The organism is Ruegeria sp. BA12 (genome assembly GCF_056539625.1).
Map to the genome: position 1 here is coordinate 1 of NZ_JBQFVF010000010.1, position 15391 is coordinate 15391.

Sequence of the window (15391 nt, forward strand, 5' to 3'; positions counted from 1 at the left end):
CCGAGTTGATGAAGTCCTGGCTGACCTTCGCCTTGTCGTGGCCGTAAGGCAGCAGATCGTCACTGGAGATGCCAATTTTCGCACCGATTTCTTGAATCGGCTTCTTGTTCGCCTCACGGGCGATTTCGATGTCGGATTTGTAGCTCATTGGGTGCTGGGCTCCGTGCAAAGTAGGTTTAACGGACTCAAACCCGTCCGCATCTGCGACCGGGGAGGAATCGAATACTTTCTTTACGGTAAATAATTTTTCCCTTGGGTCAACCTTGGAAATACGAGGACATGACCGAAAGGGTATTTGTTACCCAATGGGGTCACGGATCACGCGTAACGTTTGCGCACCGCGCTAAGCCCCAACAACCAATCCTCAACGATGCGTAATTCCGGGAACGCTTTTTGCGTTGGGCTTTTAAGAAGATAATACCCAGACTGTGTTCGCACCGAGACGTCCTGAATTGGTCTGACCAACGCGCCGCTTTCAAGCAGTGGGTCGACAAGATGGGCCCAACCCAATGCGACCCCCAATCCATCGACTGCAGCTTGTATAGAGAGAGGATAGGTGTTGAAGGCCACAGCGCGTTCCATCAATGAGGTCGAAATATCATTGCCGTTGAACCACGTGTGCCATGTCATCCATTCCGCGTGACTACTGGTCACCTCAATCAGATCCAACTCTGGCAAAGCAGTTAAATCTGTCACCGTCGGATTACTATTGAGATACTCCGGGCTACAGACCGGGAAAACAGTTTCCCCAAATAACAGCTGAGCATCATATCCAGGCCATTCCCCATCCCCGCGCAATATCGTCAAATCCATCGAATCTGACAGGCACTCTGCATCACTGTCGGAAGACACCAACGAAATACGAATGCGATCGTTAGATTTGTTGAATTTTCTTAGCTGTGGCATCAACCAGAGTGACGCAACCGAGTTGGTCGCAGAGATCGAGACTGTGTTGGCCTGATGTTTAGCCAGCATGTCACGGCTAACATCCCGCATCAGGTCCAGCGACTTTTCCACAGTTGCCAACAAAATCGCACCTTGCTGCGTCAGCGAGACCGAGCGATGACCTCTGACAAACAGCGGAACATCATAATGTTGTTCCAACAGTCGCACCTTGCGGCTTATTGCCGTTTCCGAAATGTTGAGCACCTTGCTGGCCTGCGCAAAACTCTGCGCCTTCGCAGCCGCTTCAAAGGCCAAAAGGTAATCGAGCGGTGGAAGGACCTTCCCGGTAATTGGCGCTTTCTTTGGCATCTGAAGGCGGTTTCCCAATCTGAAGATGATCGCAATCAAAAACATTTGCCCGTTTCGACTGGAAACCGACCAGGCAACTGACTGTTAAAATAGTGAAAAGTCAGATTTGCCTCAAGAATTTATAGGCAATGCCTCTCAAATTTCTGTTCTGCGTCTCGTGAAAACTTAGGCAGAATGAGAAAATTCGGGGCCGGAAGAGTCCGCAGATAAGAAATGTACGTCACTCAGGGAGCAAACATGAAACTCACAAACCTATTTTCTGCTGCAACCTTGGCAGCGGTAGCGGGCACCGGAGCGTTCGCCGAAGACAGCAGCGATCCGATCGTCATTCCAATTCACAACTGGTCCAGTCAGATCGTGATGTCTTACGTTACAGGTCAACTACTAGAAGAGATCGGTGACAACGTCGAATACGTCACAACAGACAGTCAGGCGGTCTACGAGTCGGTACGCTTGGGCGATGTCACACTTGAGATGGAAGTCTGGGAAGGTGCATTTGGCGCATCCTTCCGCGCCGCGCTGGAAAAGGGTGGACTGCATGATGCAGGCGATCATGATGCAGTCACGCGCGAGGATTGGTGGTATCCGATGTGGACTAAGGAATCCTGCCCCGGCCTGCCTGATTGGCAAGCTTTAAACGACTGCGCGCATCTTTTCGCAACAGCGGAAACCGGGGACAAAGGCCGGTATCTGGATGGACCCGTCGACTGGTTGAAGCACGGTAAGGAACGTGCCGAAGCGCTTGATTTGAATTTCACGGTTATCAATGCGGGTTCGGCTGCAGCCCTTTGGGCCGAGATCGGAGCGGCAGAGGCGGATAAGAAACCTGTTCTGGTCTTCAACTGGACACCCAACTTTGCCGAAGCTGTCTGGCCCGGTGAGTTTGTTGAATTTCCGGCCTGGGAAGATGGTTGCGACAAAGATCCATCCAAAGGTCCGAATCCCGATGCGTTGTATGATTGCGGAAACCCAGCCAGCGGTTACCTGAAAAAAGCCGCGTGGGATGGCATGAAAGATAAGTGGCCGGCTGCCTACTGCGTATTGACTGAAATTTCGTTCACCAACCCGCAAATCGCGGAAATGGCCAAGCTGGTCGATACAGACGAACTGGAACCGGAAGAGGCAGCAGCCGAATGGCTGGACGCTAACCGCGCTGTTGTTGACCCCTGGATCAGCGCCTGCAGTTGATAAACCGGTCATTCGCGACGAAACTGGCGCGGCCTTGCTGATCTCGTTGAAGCAAGGCCGCGCCTAACAAGAAAGTAGGCAGCCATGTCCGCCACAGCGCCCGTCATCTCAGCCAAAAACGTCTGGAAACTGTTTGGAGCCTCTCCTGAGACCTATCTGAAATCTATGCCCGCGGGTCGCAGTTTCGACGAGATACGTGCGGACGGTTACATCGCCGGGGTCAAAGACGTCTCGATTGAAGTTGGCCGGGGTGAAATGCTGGTCATCATGGGGCTGTCCGGATCAGGTAAGTCTACTCTGGTACGGTGCTTTTCACGTCTTCATGACATTACCGGCGGCACGATTGAGGTTGACGGTCAGAACATCATGAGCCTGAGCGAGCGCGACCTGATCGAGTTGCGACGCAACAAGATGGGCATGGTGTTCCAGTCCTTCGGTCTGCTGCCGCATCGTACGGTTCTGGATAACGTGGCCTTCCCGCTGGAAATGCGCGGTCAGGATCGCCATGACCGACGCGAACGCGCATTGGAAGTAATCAAGCTGGTGGGCCTTGAGGGTCGTGAAGAATATTTCCCGCGCGAACTCAGCGGCGGGCAACAGCAACGGGTCGGCATCGCCCGGTCCCTGGCGATTGAGCCGGATATTTGGTTCCTGGATGAACCGTTCTCCGCCCTTGACCCTTTGATCCGACGTGAAATGCAGGATGAATTCCTACGGCTTCAAGAGATGCTGGGTAAAACCATCGTCTTTATTACTCATGATTTTGACGAAGCGCTGCGTTTGGCAGATCGGATCGCGATCATGCGCAATGGCGCGGTTGAACAGTGTGACACACCCGATCAAATCGTCATGAATCCTGCCACTGAATATGTGGCGAAATTTACCGAGGACATCGACAAAGCCCGCGTGGTGCATGCGAAAGGGCTGGCGAAACCGGTCAACGGGCACGCCCTGGAAGGAGCTCCGATCAATGGTGGCGCAACGATCCACGAACTTGCGCGAGTTCTGGTCAATGACAACCGCATCCTTTTGCCGGTTGCAGATGACAAAGGCGTTATCACCGGTGTCCTGGAACGCGACACCGCTCTGAATGTTCTGCTCGGAGCCGAATAATGGCGACGCTGTCCACTGATCTGACGGAGACTTCGGACAAGCCGTGGGGACGTACACGGGTACTTACCGCGCTGCTTGCAGTGGCGTTTGCACTGATCCTTGCCAAAGCCGCTGGTATTCTGCCTGAATGGCTGAACCGCATCCCCGAAGCGGCGATCCCGCCCACCGCACAAGTTCTGGATGCGATCTTCAACTTCATCCAGAATGACCTGGGCCTGATATACGTCACCCGCTTCATCGCGGAAGGTCCGCTTGAATTCCTGCTGGATACATCGGCCAACCTTTTGGAAGGCAAGCGTCGCTGGCCCTATCTGGGACCGATCCCATGGTCTGCGATTGCCGCCGTTGCCGCGGTTGTGGGTTATGCTGTCGGTGGATGGAAGTTGGCCGCTTTGGGCGCGGGCACCTTTATCTGGACCGCAGCAATCGGCCAGTGGAAGATCGCCATGCAAACAATGTCGGTGATCGTGGTTGCAGCACCCCTGGCGTTCCTGCTGGGGCTGGCTTTGGGTATTGCCGCATGGAAATACGGTTGGTTCGAGCGGGTCCTGAAGCCCATCCTGTCCATATTGCAAACCCTGCCCTTCTTTACCTACCTGCTGCCTGCGGTGATTTTCTTCAAGGTGGGTCCAACCGCCGGAGCCGTTGCAACGATTACATTCGCGATCCCGCCGATGATCCTGATGACAACGCTGGGCCTCAAGAAGGTTAGCCCCGAAGTGATCGAAGCGGGTCAGATGTCCGGCTGTACTCGCTGGCAGATGCTGCGCCATGTATACATTCCGGCAGCGCGCACCGAAATTCTGGTTGGCGTCAATCAGGTGATCATGCTGTGTCTGGCAATGGTCGTTCTGACCGCCTTTATCGGAATGCCGGGTCTTGGCGCTAAACTGTTGGCGATGATGGGAAGTTTCAAGCTCGGACGATCCTTCGAGATTGGCATCACTATCGTCCTTTTGGCCGTGACTTTGGACCGGATGTCCAAGGCCTGGGTGGTCAAGCAACCAGTTCACTTTGAACGCAACACGCCCTGGTGGAAGCGGCATCAAATCTCGCTGGTCGCACTGGGTCTGTTCATCGGGTTTATCCTGCTATCGCAGGTATTCCCGATCCTGGCTGAAGTTGGCCGCAAACAGCACCTGAGCCAAGGCAAGGAAATTGACGTGGTGATCAAGTCGTTCCTGGCGATCGACGCCATCAAGGGAACAACTGAATGGTTGCGCTGGTTCCTGAACGTCAAGGTTCTGATCCCGTTCCGGGACACGCTGCTGGCGATCCCGACCCCCGCCTTCATCCTAATAGTCGTTGCCTTTGCCTATTGGGTCGGCGGACGCCGCCCAGGTATCTATGCGGCAGTGTTTTTTACCATCGTCGCATTCTCGGGTTGGTGGGACCGGTCGGTGATCACTCTGTATACAGTTATCTCGGCTGTTGCGCTGGCCACACTGATCGGAATACCGCTGGGCGTAATCGCTGCCCGGTCCGAACGCTGGTCGAAAAGCATCCTTCTGGCCTGCGACACCGCGCAGACCTTCCCCAGCTTTATTTATCTTATCCCAGCGATCATGTTGTTCGGTGTCAATGACGTGGCGGTTGTGTTCTCGATCCTGATCTTCGCCGCCGTACCGCTGATCCGGTACACTATTATTGGCCTCAGCAGCGTCCCGCCGGAAATGACCGAAGCCGCCGACATGTCCGGCTCAACCCGTCGCCAAAAGCTGATGTCGGTACAGTTCCCACTGGCTCTGCCAACTATGGCGGTCGGGTTCAATCAGGCCATCATGTTCGCCTTTTTCATGGTCATCATCGCAGCCTTTATCGGCACGCAGGACCTTGGGCAAGAACTTCAGCGAACGCTGGCCGGAACCGAGTTGGGCAAAAACTTTGTCCTCGGCCTGAACGTGTCGCTGATGGCGCTGACCTTTGACATGGCGATCAGCAGCTGGGCGGAACAGCGTAAAAAGCGACTGGGGCTCGATTAAGATGGCACAACAGCAAAACATGCGTACTGTCGCCCGGTTCGACGATACCGGCTTTGTTAGAATGCACATGGACGGTCTGCTCGACGAACAGGTCTGGTGGAAGAATGTCAGCTTTGACGAAGTCACCGGGCAAGGGAGTTATCTGATGAAGATGGCCCCGGGAACGCGCTCGAATCCGCATATTCATCATGGTGCGGAAGAGTTCTTTGTCCTCGAAGGCGATCTGACTGATCACGACGGTTTCAGCTATCGCAGCGGTGACTTCGTCAGTTTGGCCGCCGGTTCCAGCCATTTTTCGCGCACCGAGGCGGGATGCCTTTTGGTGGTCACGCACCGCGGTGCAACCGAGTCCATTCAGGAAGGTGCATTATGAATGTGAAACCGGTTTTCGAAGTGCCTTACGAACGTAGCGGGGTTCTGGCCCCCGGTCTTCCGATTCTACCGCATGGAACGGAACGTCATCCCGTCCCTGGCGCAGGGTCGCGGGCGGTTTCGGTGTCCAAAGGCGACACGATCACATTGCTGGATCGCGATGGGATGCAACCCGCCGAGATGGTGTTCTTTGCCCCCGATCGAAGCTCGGACGCTGCCATGCTTGGCGCGCAGGGGCACGGTCGACCAGAGGGGCTGATTGCGACTCTGGCGAATGGCTCGGTTTCGGGCAAGAAAGTGCTACGCGCGTTAGAGGTTGCAGGTTTCGATATCGGACGCGGGGATGCGATCCGGGCTTTCTCGGATGGATCACGGCCCGGCGACATGGCGCATTTCGTGGCGGAATGCGACGGTCTTCTGATCGTCTCTGCTCCCGGCGAAGCGATGCGACCCGAAGACAACAACCCGCCGACCGACATTATCCTGTACATTCAGCGTGCCGCTCCTGGCTTGGAAAAACCCAACGTGGGCCCGCCCGATCCTCTGGCCGACCCACTCAAGGATATCAACATTCAGCCTGGCAATGCCAAATCTTATGAGGTCAAAGCCGGGGAGTTCATCCAGATCGTGGATGTCAGGGGCCGCGAATGTTCAGACTTTCAGGCGTTCAGCCGACGTGCACTGGATCAGGGGATCGAACGCGAGATTGATCCCACCACGACACGTAGCCTGATGGGCAGTTTGTATCCGCAACCAGGCATATTCTCAAAGTACTGGTCGGTGGATCAAGAACCCCTGGTCGAGATCGTGCAGGATACGTGCGGCCGCCACGACACGTTCGGGCTGGCCTGCACAGCTCGGTATTATGAAGACTTGGGCTATCCTGGCCATGTCAATTGCTCGGAAAATATCAACAAAGATCTGGACCAGTATGGCATCCGGCCCCGCGCAGGTTGGCCTGCGATCAACTTCTTTTTCAACACGATGCTGGACGATGACAATGCCATCGGCATGGATGATCCGTGGTCGCGACCCGGAGATTTCGTGCTGCTGCGCGCGCTGACAGATCTTGTCTGCGTCAGTACCGGCTGCCCCTGCGACATTGACCCGGCCAATGGTTGGAATCCAACCGACATTCAGGTGCGAACTTACAGAGCGACCGAAGATTTCAAACGGTCCTACGGCTACAGAAAATCTGCGGAGGCGGATGTGGAAGAAACCAAGAAAACAGCATTTCACGACTGCTTTGCACGTCATACCCGTGATTTTGTCGAATACAACGGGTATTGGCTGCCCAATACGATGACCAATCATGGCGCGATCGCAGAATATTGGGCCTGTCGGGACAAAGTCGCCGTAATGGATCTGAGCCCACTTCGCAAATACGAGGTTGTTGGCCCGGATGCCGAAGAGCTGATGCAGCTTTGCGTGACCCGCAACATGAAGAAGCTGAGCGTCGGTCAAGTTGTCTATACGGCAATGTGCTATGAACATGGCGGCATGATCGACGATGGCACTGTCTATCGGCTGGGAGAGACCAACTTCCGATGGATCGGCGGCAACGACACCAGTGGTTTGTGGCTGCAGGAACAAGCGCGCAAGCGCAATATGAATGTCTGGGTGCGAAACTCTACAGATCAGTTGCACAATATCGCGGTACAGGGGCGCCACAGCCGCGACATCCTCTCGCAGATATTCTGGACGCCACCCCAGCAGCCAACAATTGAAGAATTGCCTTGGTTCCGGCTTACCGTGGCCCGGGTCGGGGATGTGCGCGGAACCTCGGTCGTGATTTCCCGAACCGGATATTCCGGCGAGTTGGGATATGAAATATTCTGCCACCCCAATGATGCTGTCGAGATTTTCGACCGTGTATGGGAAGTTGGTCAGGATTATGGAATTGCCCCGCTTGGTCTTGCCGCCCTCGACATGTTGCGGATCGAAGGCGGCTTGATCTTTGCCGGGTCCGAATTTGACGACCAGACCGATCCGTTCGAGGCCGGGGTCGGTTTTACCGTCCCATTGAAATCTAAGACCGATGATTTCATCGGGCGCAGCGCAATTGAGGAACGCAAGGCTCACCCTCACCGCAAGCTGGTCGGGTTTGATATAGAAGGTGGAACAGTGCCTTCTCCGGGCGATTGTGTACGTGTCGGAAAAGCGCAGGTCGGCGAAATCACCAGCGCGATGAAGTCACCCATCTTAGGCAAGGTCATCGCCCTTGGGCGTGTTGCATCAACCCATGCGCTGGAGGGACACGACATTGAGATCGGTCAACTGGATGGGCAGCAAAAGCGCCTTAAGGCAAAAATTGTTCCGTTCCCGCATTTTGATCCAACTAAAGAGCGCGTGAAAGGTGTTTACCCCAGTAAAAATGTCCCGGATGCGGCCGAATGAAAACTTGACTGCCAAACAAACGGCCAAAGTTGTGGCCGTTTGTTTTCTGGAGCTTGTCATCGCAACTTCACCAACAACTGGCTTCGCGGACAAATGTGACCGGGTTTCCGCGCTTGAAAACTATAATACCACGGGCGTTTCACCGAATGGAGCGATGTGCAAAACGTTTGTCGGCCTGGACAATGTCCAAGGCGTTTCATGCCGATGGGAGTTTCCATTCCGGGACTCTGAAGCCATTCGCGCGTTTAACGACCTCTGGACTGAAGTAACACTTTGCAAAGAGGGAACTTGGACGCAAGACGACGGATCAGTCAACCACCCTGATAGTTACGTGCTGAGGGAGCTTTTCACTTCAGAAGGCTTTATTCGCGTTGCCCAAAAAGATAAGGGCCAAATCAATCGTACATTGGTGTTTTTGAGTCTCGAACATCACAATTGATGCAGTCGGTGTACATCGCCCACCAGCCACGGAAACCATCATCCCAATGGGTCAGAGGCCAACAATGCACTAACAATCAAACTGGACCAGTCAGATGAGGCTGCTCAGAAATCCACGCATTGTGCCACTCATTCTCTCAGCCGTCGCCGCTTAAGACTTGGTTGGGATAACCACCCGACCACTTAATCCTCCTAACGCGGCAGATTTTCCCAGGTCGAAGTGCGCACCGTATGCCTTGAGAAGATCAACCGCGATTGCCAGCCCCAGCCCGCTGCCTCTTACCGAAGTGTCAAGCCGTCCACCAGAGCGTAGCGCTTCGCGTATTGCGTCCTCTGGGATACCTGGGCCGTCATCTTCGATACAGATCTCGACACAGTCTTCGTGACGTTTTGCGGTCAGTTTTACTTTGCCACGACACCATTTGACTGCGTTATCCAGTAAGTTCCCAAGAACCTCTTCGATATCCTGCGTATCCATGCGCACCCAAAGCTCAGGATCGCTTTTGACTTCCAGTATTTTATCCTCTCTCTCAGCGATCGTAGTAAACAACCGTGCGAGACGTTCGACTGAGTGTGAAACGTCCGTACGCGAATGGGTCAACTCAGCCGTGTTTAGAGCCCGGATTCGCGCGAGTGACCGACCGAGTTGAGAGTCGATCCGATCTAAAGCTTCGTCAGCGATACCTGTGTCGACACCGGCCTGTGACATAGCCTGTAGTTCATTTCTCAGAATAGTGGCTGGCGTTTTCAGAGCATGTGCCAGATCAGCGGCTTGCCTGCGTGAGCCGGATACAATGTCCCGATTGCGATGCAAAAGCTGATTCAGATCATCGACCAAAGGGGCCACTTCGTCCGGGTAATCCGTGGGTGCCAGATTGTCATCCGTGTCCCAACGATGGGCGACATCCGCACGCAATTTACGAAGAGGACCCAGGATTGCGGACATCAGCATCAATGAACTTGCAACACCGATCAAGCCAACCAAACCAAACACCGGTAGAAGACTACGCTGTGCCGCCCGTCTTTCATTGACCAACTGCGCCTGGCTTTCCGCGACACTAATTCCCCAGACAGTTCCATCTTCGAAAGAAATTTTTTGGTATGCGCTGCGCAACGCTTCCCCCTCGGGGCCGGAAGTGTTCCAAAGGGTTGCATCTTCAGAGATGTCAGGTGGTTCAGCGATTGTTTCGTCAAACAAAGATGCCGACGTGTAAACCTCGCCGTTGCCGGTGGTAACCTGCCAGTATCTGCCGGAATATGGCGCGCTGTATGCCGGATCAAACATGAGATCACGCAGGGCATCCGGGTCTTGTGTCGTAACGCTCAACCCAACGACAAGCTGGGTGTGGCGATCTCGAAGCGTAGCGTCGAACCTGTTTGAAATTCGGGCATCGATAAACGAAAAAACAGCCAGAGTGCCCACGCCAACGGACAATGCCCCAGATGCAATCCCTCCAAGCAGTGCCCGTTGACGCAGCGACAACATCAAACTGAATCGATCATATATCCGCGACCCCGGACCGTTGTTATCAGGTCAGGTCCCAATTTGTTGCGCAGCCGGTTTATGAAAACCGCAATGGTATTCGAATCTCGGTCACCGTTATATTCGTAGATATGTTCCGAAAGTTCGGATCTGGGGATCAGGCGACCGGCGTTGTGGGCCAGGTAAGTAAGAACGGCTATCTCCTGGGCTGTTAAGTCGATCGGAACGCCATCAACAGTCACCCGCCCATTGCGTGTATCAAGAACGACATTGCCCATCTCGATAACAGGATTCAGCTGCCCACTCTGACGGCGCAAGATGGCGCGGACACGCGCGGCCAGCTCGGGCAAATGGAATGGTTTGGTCATGTAATCATCTGCACCGGCATCCAATCCGTCGACCCGTTCGCTCCAACCATCGCGTGCCGTCAGGATCAGAACCGGAGTTTTTATACCCGCGCTGCGCCAGTCGCGCAAAACCGAGATGCCATCTCGTTCCGGAAGCCCGAGATCGAGGATGATCATGTCATATGGTTCGGTAGTTCCCAGATGCTGAGCATCAACTCCGTTGTGGACAATATCGACCACGCGGCCTTCAGCATTCAGCAGCTTTTTGATCTGTTCGCAAAGGTGCGGTTCGTCTTCTGCGAGTAATACTCTCATACTTTTATCTATAGGCCTGCGACCGAAATTTTAACCACTATTTTTTGCCACCACCATTACCGTTGCCACCGGAGTTACCGTTACCGTTGCCACCGGAGTTGCCGTTACCGTTGCCGCCGGAGTTGCCGTTACCGTTACCGCCGGAGTTGCCGTTACCGTTGCCACCGGAGTTACCGTTACCGTTGCCACCGGAGTTGCCGTTACCGTTGCCGCCAGAGTTGCCGTTGCCGTTGCCACCGGAGTTGCCATTACCGTTGCCACCGGAGTTGCCATTACCGTTGCCACCGGAATTGCCGTTACCGTTGCCGCCACTATTGTTGCTCTGATTGCCCTTACTGCTGGTCTGGCTTTGTGTGTTGGATTTGGCAGAATTGCCTGATGTGGACTTGGCTGCGTTTGAAATCTGGCGTCCGATATTAGAACGATTGGGCACAACGACACCGGTTTGAGCATTCACAATAACACTTATGATCTTCCCATTGGGTTTCTTTACGAGGATCCGATAGTAGACCTTGTCAGTCTGGAACGCGCGCGCATCGACCGGCGTTCCACCAAAGACTTTTTCAACGCCTTTTAGAACCCTCTTTAATCTGATGGTGCTGCCCGTCGTTGTCACTTTGCGCAATTCGGATTGCTTTAGTTCGCGCACAGCAGCATGCCCTTCCCCAACCTGGAGAAAGGCGAACAGACAAGCGATGATAAAAAGCTTTCTCATCCTCAGTACTCAATATCGCGTAATCGCGCCTCAATTCTACAGATTTTAAGATGAACTGGCGATGAACGGTCGGTTCGTCGCAGGTTCAACGATAATAGGCTTAAATTTGTCAGTTAGTTCCCGATTCCGACACGCGCACTCGTGCTGTCATGTTTCTACGCATTGCATCGTGTGCGGAAATTCGCATTCAACAAACGAGGACCGTCATGAAGATCAATACGACCGGCCTAATGAAAGCCTCTGCAATCGCAATCGCCTTGCTGGGATCCACGGCAATTGTTGGCGCATTCACGTTCCCTGATGCCGCCTATGCCAAGCAAGGCAAAGGAAACGGCGGTGGCAACGGTAATGGTGGTGGCAATGGCGGCAATGGAAATGGGGGCGACAAGGGCAACAGCGGTGGTAAAGGCCATGGCAACAGTGCGAGTAGCGGCAAAGATAAAAACAAGGGTAACGGGTCAGCCGCATCCACGAACGGAGCAAGCAAAGCGGCCGGAAAATCTGGTCACAAGTCAAAAGGCTCCGCAGGGGTCAATTCGAGGTCTTCTAAGAAGGGTCAATTCTCTCTGAAAGGCTTGCTTGGCGGTAATAAAAAGCAAACTGCAAAAAAAACGCAAAGGAAGGGAATTGGTGGCCTGTTCAAAGGTAGCAAGCCAGTAACCACCGCAAAACAAACAAAGACTACTTCGGTCAAGCGGTCCCTGCGCCCGCCAAGTAGAAAAGCAACGATTCTGGAAGATAGTACGCTTGCGCTTGAATCGCGCAATCTCGGCAAGCTAAACGGCGCCATTAACTCCAGCCCCAAAGCAAAGCTCGCGCATATTGCAAACGGTCAGTATAAGAAAGGTACCGGACCGGTCAGCCTTGCAGCGGGCCTTGCCGTTGCGGACACCGAATTCAATCACATCATGGGTGAAGACAACACGTTAAGCCCCAAAGACGTGAAAGAAATCAACGCAGCGCTAGATTACTTGGACGAAGCCCCTCTGTCATTGGAGGAAGCTGAGGATATCCTCGCCAATGAGGAAGCCAACCCTGGGACAACTGACCCTGAAGCTTTGGAAGACGCGCAAGCCGTTAAAGATGCGCACGACTTAACCACGGATGAAGATGGTAATCCGATTGATCGACCTACGGAAGATCAGTTGGCGGCCGCAGAAGCCGTGCATCAGGCAGAAGACAACCTTTTGGATCACCACAAGGGCGGGTTTTCAGAAGATGACGCCATCGCAACGCAACAGCAGGACAATGTTCTCGACGCTGTACGAGCCTCTAATCCTGACGAGGAAGCCGTCAAAACCGCGCTTGGCAGTTCGTATGACGAAGACAAGTATGATGACGACGATCACGATGAGGATGAAGCCAATACAGATCCGGTCGATGACGGTCAAACGCCTGAGGGAGAACAAGTGGAAGAACTTGTTAGCAACGGCTAAGTATTCTGCCAACGAGACTCCGGGCGACGCTTTTGCCTTGCATTCGTCTAACATGAACCAGAAAAAGTACCTTAATTCTGAACCTTAGCTTAACACAGCAAAAAAGCCCGCTCGGATTGGAGCGGGCTTTTGCATTTGTGTTTTCCCGGGTAGGACGTTTCCCGCGAAAACTGCGGACGTCAAGATGTAGGGTCAGACGTCCTTCTTGCTCTTTCAAGCTGCTCATTCCTTGCGATAGCTTTCAGAGCAATTTCGACAGGCGGGAAACGCCCGCTTCTGGATTTCGTGCTGTTAGACAAGTGTTTGCGCGCGGTGGAACGTGGTGGTTCCAAGTGTACAGGAACCTGATCCATAGCGCTTTCAGTGGCAGACTTAATCATGCAGTTCCCCTTCCAGGGAGCCAAGTACCCATAACTGTCTCGGCTCGGTGGAAGGAGTATGCGCGATGCCTGTTGAACACCACGAGAACACATTGTTCACCTTTGGTTAAAGTTGTCGCCGGAACGTAAACAATGTGTTGAATTGCTCTTCGCCGCTTGTAACCAAACTATAAATTTGGGTTGCTCTAAATATTATTCGAATAACATCAGCCATGCTTGGCTTTGTGCCATAGCTTAGCCGTCGATCAGACCAAAGGGTGTCTTGCTCGGTTTTATGGCTAACGAGGCGCGTTGCAGAACTGGCATTCCATTGCTGTCAACCGAAGTTAGCTGTTTCAGCGTCTCTGGGCCTGCGGCCTGCTTGAATTTTTCGATTTAACAAGTGCAACAGTTCGACTTGATTAGAGGCACCCGTCTTCGAAAATACCGAGCTTAGGTGCGAACGAACAGTCGTTGGGCAGACAGTCAGGGCTTCTGAAACCTTTTTAACTGTCATTCCTTCCTTCAGCATAGCGCAAACCCGAAACTCGCACCGGCTGAGCCCTGCTGGATTTTGAGGGCCCAGGATTGGAACATGCTCGGTATCCGAAACTTTTTTCAGATTATGATTACGACCCTTCTCCAGATACGAGGAGATTGAACCAGGCGTTCGCTTGCACCAACCTGACGCCAGTGTCGGTGCCAACATGGCTAGTAGGTCCAGATCATATTGGGCAGGTTCATGCCTGAAATGCAGCTCGATGTGATCCACATGCCCGCCGGTTGTATCAAGCGGAACCACGATCACCTCGCCCAGCGCCTTTAAATTGCCCTCAAAATGACGAAGCGTTGCTGTGTTGCCCGCAACCAACGCGTCTGACAACGTCCAAATTGAGCCCACCCGTGCCGTCAGAAAACTTTCACCCAGAACCCGTTCCACCAGAGTTTGAGGTTGAGAGGGCCAAACCTTTCCTTCCTCTCTGCAACACCGGGCAATATATTTTACTTTTCGTTCCGCCTTAATTGTACGTGCAATTAATGCGGCATCCGCATTAACCAACTTTATTAGCTTATATAAAACCTGTGGAATGGAGTTTTTGCTCGTTAAAGCATGCGTCCATTCCATAACAAAATTGAAACTATTTTGCGCCTGGGCGCTCTTGGAGAAACTGATACTCATTACCCTACTAACCAAAACAACAAACGTTGCGAGGCAGAACTTTCTGCCGCGGCCCCACCGCAATTACAAACTTGTTCGGGGTTCATGGGTCCAGCAACTGATTTTAAGGCCATGCCTATAGGGCAAAAAAAGAGCGAGCAGCTTCCAATACTTGCATAACTATCTGTAATTATGACGTAAAACTTAGATACCGAAAAACAAATTCCCGACACTTGGATGCCTCAAAGGAAAGATATAGCGACGAGTATTATTGAGCCTTCCAGCCACAGTTGCACATCGAATCGCCGCATTGTTTCCAGATTGACTGATTCGATTGAAGATTAAAGCCTTGTTAATGCAATGTTTATTTTAATCTCTTTTAAGAAGTTTAAATAATAAATAAATCTTCTTTTACGTGTATTTTTCCTATTTTTCGCGGAAGGCGGAAGTTTTCATCACCGCTACCGTTATTTCAGAGCCAATGCGAAATGCCTGGCTTGCGCTGCGACAAATGCAGCGTGGATTTCAATTTAACCTTTCGGGGGAAACATGACCAAATTTATGAAGAAGTTTGTCAAAGAAGAAAGCGGCGCGGCAATTGTTGAATATGGCCTTGCCCTTTTGGTTGTCGCGTCAATTGCGGTTGGTGCGTTCTCGTATCTTGGAACCACCACTAACACGAACGTAACGGGTGCTTGCGCAGCTCTGGGTAGCGCGACCTGCTGAACCATTGGTTCCTTGCGATTTGCAAACCACAACAACATTCTGCGCCGTCCCATCCGTGTAGCGGCGCAGAATACACCGCCGGGATTTTCGAAACCTAACCACTGACA

The 15391-nt window shown here is 53.1% G+C and carries 14 protein-coding genes; 8 read left to right on the forward strand and 6 right to left on the reverse strand.

From position 1 onward, the window contains the following. Both ACR0B0_RS16735 and ACR0B0_RS16740 read right to left on the reverse strand, forming a co-directional pair. Positions 1–148 (reverse strand): formate--tetrahydrofolate ligase (locus ACR0B0_RS16735; RefSeq protein ID WP_480648903.1); only part of this gene is annotated, 148 nt, incomplete at its 3' end. A gap of 170 nt (positions 149–318) precedes the next feature. After that, positions 319–1254: a LysR substrate-binding domain-containing protein gene (locus ACR0B0_RS16740; RefSeq protein ID WP_170351689.1), complete on the reverse strand. Its 936-nt coding sequence runs from the start codon at positions 1252–1254 to the stop codon at positions 319–321. A gap of 237 nt (positions 1255–1491) precedes the next feature. On the opposite strand from ACR0B0_RS16740, the gene ACR0B0_RS16745 reads away from it, so the two are divergent. The 6 genes from ACR0B0_RS16745 to ACR0B0_RS16770 all read left to right on the forward strand — a co-directional run bounded on the left by ACR0B0_RS16745 (position 1492) and on the right by ACR0B0_RS16770 (position 8745). Beyond that, positions 1492–2442 (forward strand): ABC transporter substrate-binding protein, encoded by a 951-nt coding sequence (locus ACR0B0_RS16745; RefSeq protein ID WP_170351497.1) that lies wholly within the window; start codon positions 1492–1494, stop codon positions 2440–2442. 84 nt (positions 2443–2526) lie between these two features. After that, positions 2527–3555, forward strand: a complete 1029-nt coding sequence (locus tag ACR0B0_RS16750) for a quaternary amine ABC transporter ATP-binding protein (protein ID WP_170351499.1) — start codon at positions 2527–2529, stop codon at positions 3553–3555. Continuing rightward, positions 3555–5537, forward strand: a complete 1983-nt coding sequence (locus ACR0B0_RS16755; protein ID WP_170351501.1) for an ABC transporter permease — start codon at positions 3555–3557, stop codon at positions 5535–5537. The genes ACR0B0_RS16750 and ACR0B0_RS16755 overlap by 1 nt, the downstream gene beginning before the upstream one ends. Positions 5538–5556: 19 nt before the next feature. Continuing rightward, a complete protein-coding gene (locus ACR0B0_RS16760; protein WP_170351502.1) occupies positions 5557–5910 on the forward strand; it encodes a cupin domain-containing protein in 354 nt (117 codons plus the stop codon). Beyond that, positions 5907–8306, forward strand: coding sequence for a trimethylamine N-oxide demethylase (locus tag ACR0B0_RS16765; RefSeq protein WP_170351504.1), 2400 nt, complete (start codon positions 5907–5909; stop codon positions 8304–8306). Before ACR0B0_RS16760 ends, ACR0B0_RS16765 begins: the two co-directional genes overlap by 4 nt. A gap of 4 nt (positions 8307–8310) precedes the next feature. Continuing rightward, positions 8311–8745 (forward strand): hypothetical protein, encoded by a 435-nt coding sequence (locus ACR0B0_RS16770; RefSeq protein ID WP_170351506.1) that lies wholly within the window; start codon positions 8311–8313, stop codon positions 8743–8745. Between the two features lie 150 nt (positions 8746–8895). On the opposite strand, the gene ACR0B0_RS16775 is transcribed toward ACR0B0_RS16770, so the two are convergent. From ACR0B0_RS16775 to ACR0B0_RS16785, 3 genes are read right to left on the reverse strand one after another with little or no spacing between them, the layout of a single operon-like run. After that, the gene (locus ACR0B0_RS16775; protein ID WP_170351508.1) at positions 8896–10230 is read right to left on the reverse strand and encodes a sensor histidine kinase; all 1335 of its coding nucleotides are present in this window, start codon (positions 10228–10230) and stop codon (positions 8896–8898) included. After that, the gene (locus ACR0B0_RS16780; RefSeq protein ID WP_170351510.1) at positions 10230–10889 is read right to left on the reverse strand and encodes a response regulator; all 660 of its coding nucleotides are present in this window, start codon (positions 10887–10889) and stop codon (positions 10230–10232) included. The genes ACR0B0_RS16775 and ACR0B0_RS16780 overlap by 1 nt, the downstream gene beginning before the upstream one ends. Before the next feature lie 37 nt (positions 10890–10926). Next, on the reverse strand, positions 10927–11604 hold the full coding sequence (locus ACR0B0_RS16785; RefSeq protein ID WP_480648778.1) for a PepSY domain-containing protein: 678 nt from the start codon (positions 11602–11604) through the stop codon (positions 10927–10929). A gap of 206 nt (positions 11605–11810) precedes the next feature. On the opposite strand from ACR0B0_RS16785, the gene ACR0B0_RS16790 reads away from it, so the two are divergent. Then, positions 11811–13040, forward strand: coding sequence for a hypothetical protein (locus ACR0B0_RS16790; RefSeq protein WP_170351495.1), 1230 nt, complete (start codon positions 11811–11813; stop codon positions 13038–13040). Positions 13041–13736: 696 nt separating this feature from the next. On the opposite strand, the gene ACR0B0_RS16795 is transcribed toward ACR0B0_RS16790, so the two are convergent. Then, on the reverse strand, positions 13737–14579 hold the full coding sequence (locus ACR0B0_RS16795) for a helix-turn-helix transcriptional regulator (protein ID WP_480648780.1): 843 nt from the start codon (positions 14577–14579) through the stop codon (positions 13737–13739). A gap of 528 nt (positions 14580–15107) precedes the next feature. Here ACR0B0_RS16795 and ACR0B0_RS16800 point away from each other — a divergent pair. After that, entirely contained in the window at positions 15108–15284 is a 177-nt protein-coding gene (locus tag ACR0B0_RS16800; protein ID WP_145975006.1) for a Flp family type IVb pilin, read from the forward strand. Positions 15285–15391 lie beyond the last annotated feature (107 nt).

Bases quoted from the DNA above. Each gene is read 5' to 3' on its own strand.
- ACR0B0_RS16780 (WP_170351510.1), bottom strand. From the start codon at position 10,889: ATGAGAGTATTACTCGCAGAAGACGAACCGCACCTTTGCGAACAGATC.
- ACR0B0_RS16765 (WP_170351504.1), top strand. From the start codon at position 5,907: ATGAATGTGAAACCGGTTTTCGAAGTGCCTTACGAACGTAGCGGGGTT.
- ACR0B0_RS16790 (WP_170351495.1), top strand. From the start codon at position 11,811: ATGAAGATCAATACGACCGGCCTAATGAAAGCCTCTGCAATCGCAATC.
- ACR0B0_RS16800 (WP_145975006.1), top strand. From the start codon at position 15,108: ATGACCAAATTTATGAAGAAGTTTGTCAAAGAAGAAAGCGGCGCGGCA.
- ACR0B0_RS16775 (WP_170351508.1), bottom strand. From the start codon at position 10,230: ATGTTGTCGCTGCGTCAACGGGCACTGCTTGGAGGGATTGCATCTGGG.
- ACR0B0_RS16750 (WP_170351499.1), top strand. From the start codon at position 2,527: ATGTCCGCCACAGCGCCCGTCATCTCAGCCAAAAACGTCTGGAAACTG.
- ACR0B0_RS16785 (WP_480648778.1), bottom strand. From the start codon at position 11,604: ATGAGAAAGCTTTTTATCATCGCTTGTCTGTTCGCCTTTCTCCAGGTT.
- ACR0B0_RS16745 (WP_170351497.1), top strand. From the start codon at position 1,492: ATGAAACTCACAAACCTATTTTCTGCTGCAACCTTGGCAGCGGTAGCG.
- ACR0B0_RS16760 (WP_170351502.1), top strand. From the start codon at position 5,557: ATGCGTACTGTCGCCCGGTTCGACGATACCGGCTTTGTTAGAATGCAC.
- ACR0B0_RS16755 (WP_170351501.1), top strand. From the start codon at position 3,555: ATGGCGACGCTGTCCACTGATCTGACGGAGACTTCGGACAAGCCGTGG.
- ACR0B0_RS16795 (WP_480648780.1), bottom strand. From the start codon at position 14,579: ATGAGTATCAGTTTCTCCAAGAGCGCCCAGGCGCAAAATAGTTTCAAT.
- ACR0B0_RS16740 (WP_170351689.1), bottom strand. From the start codon at position 1,254: ATGCCAAAGAAAGCGCCAATTACCGGGAAGGTCCTTCCACCGCTCGAT.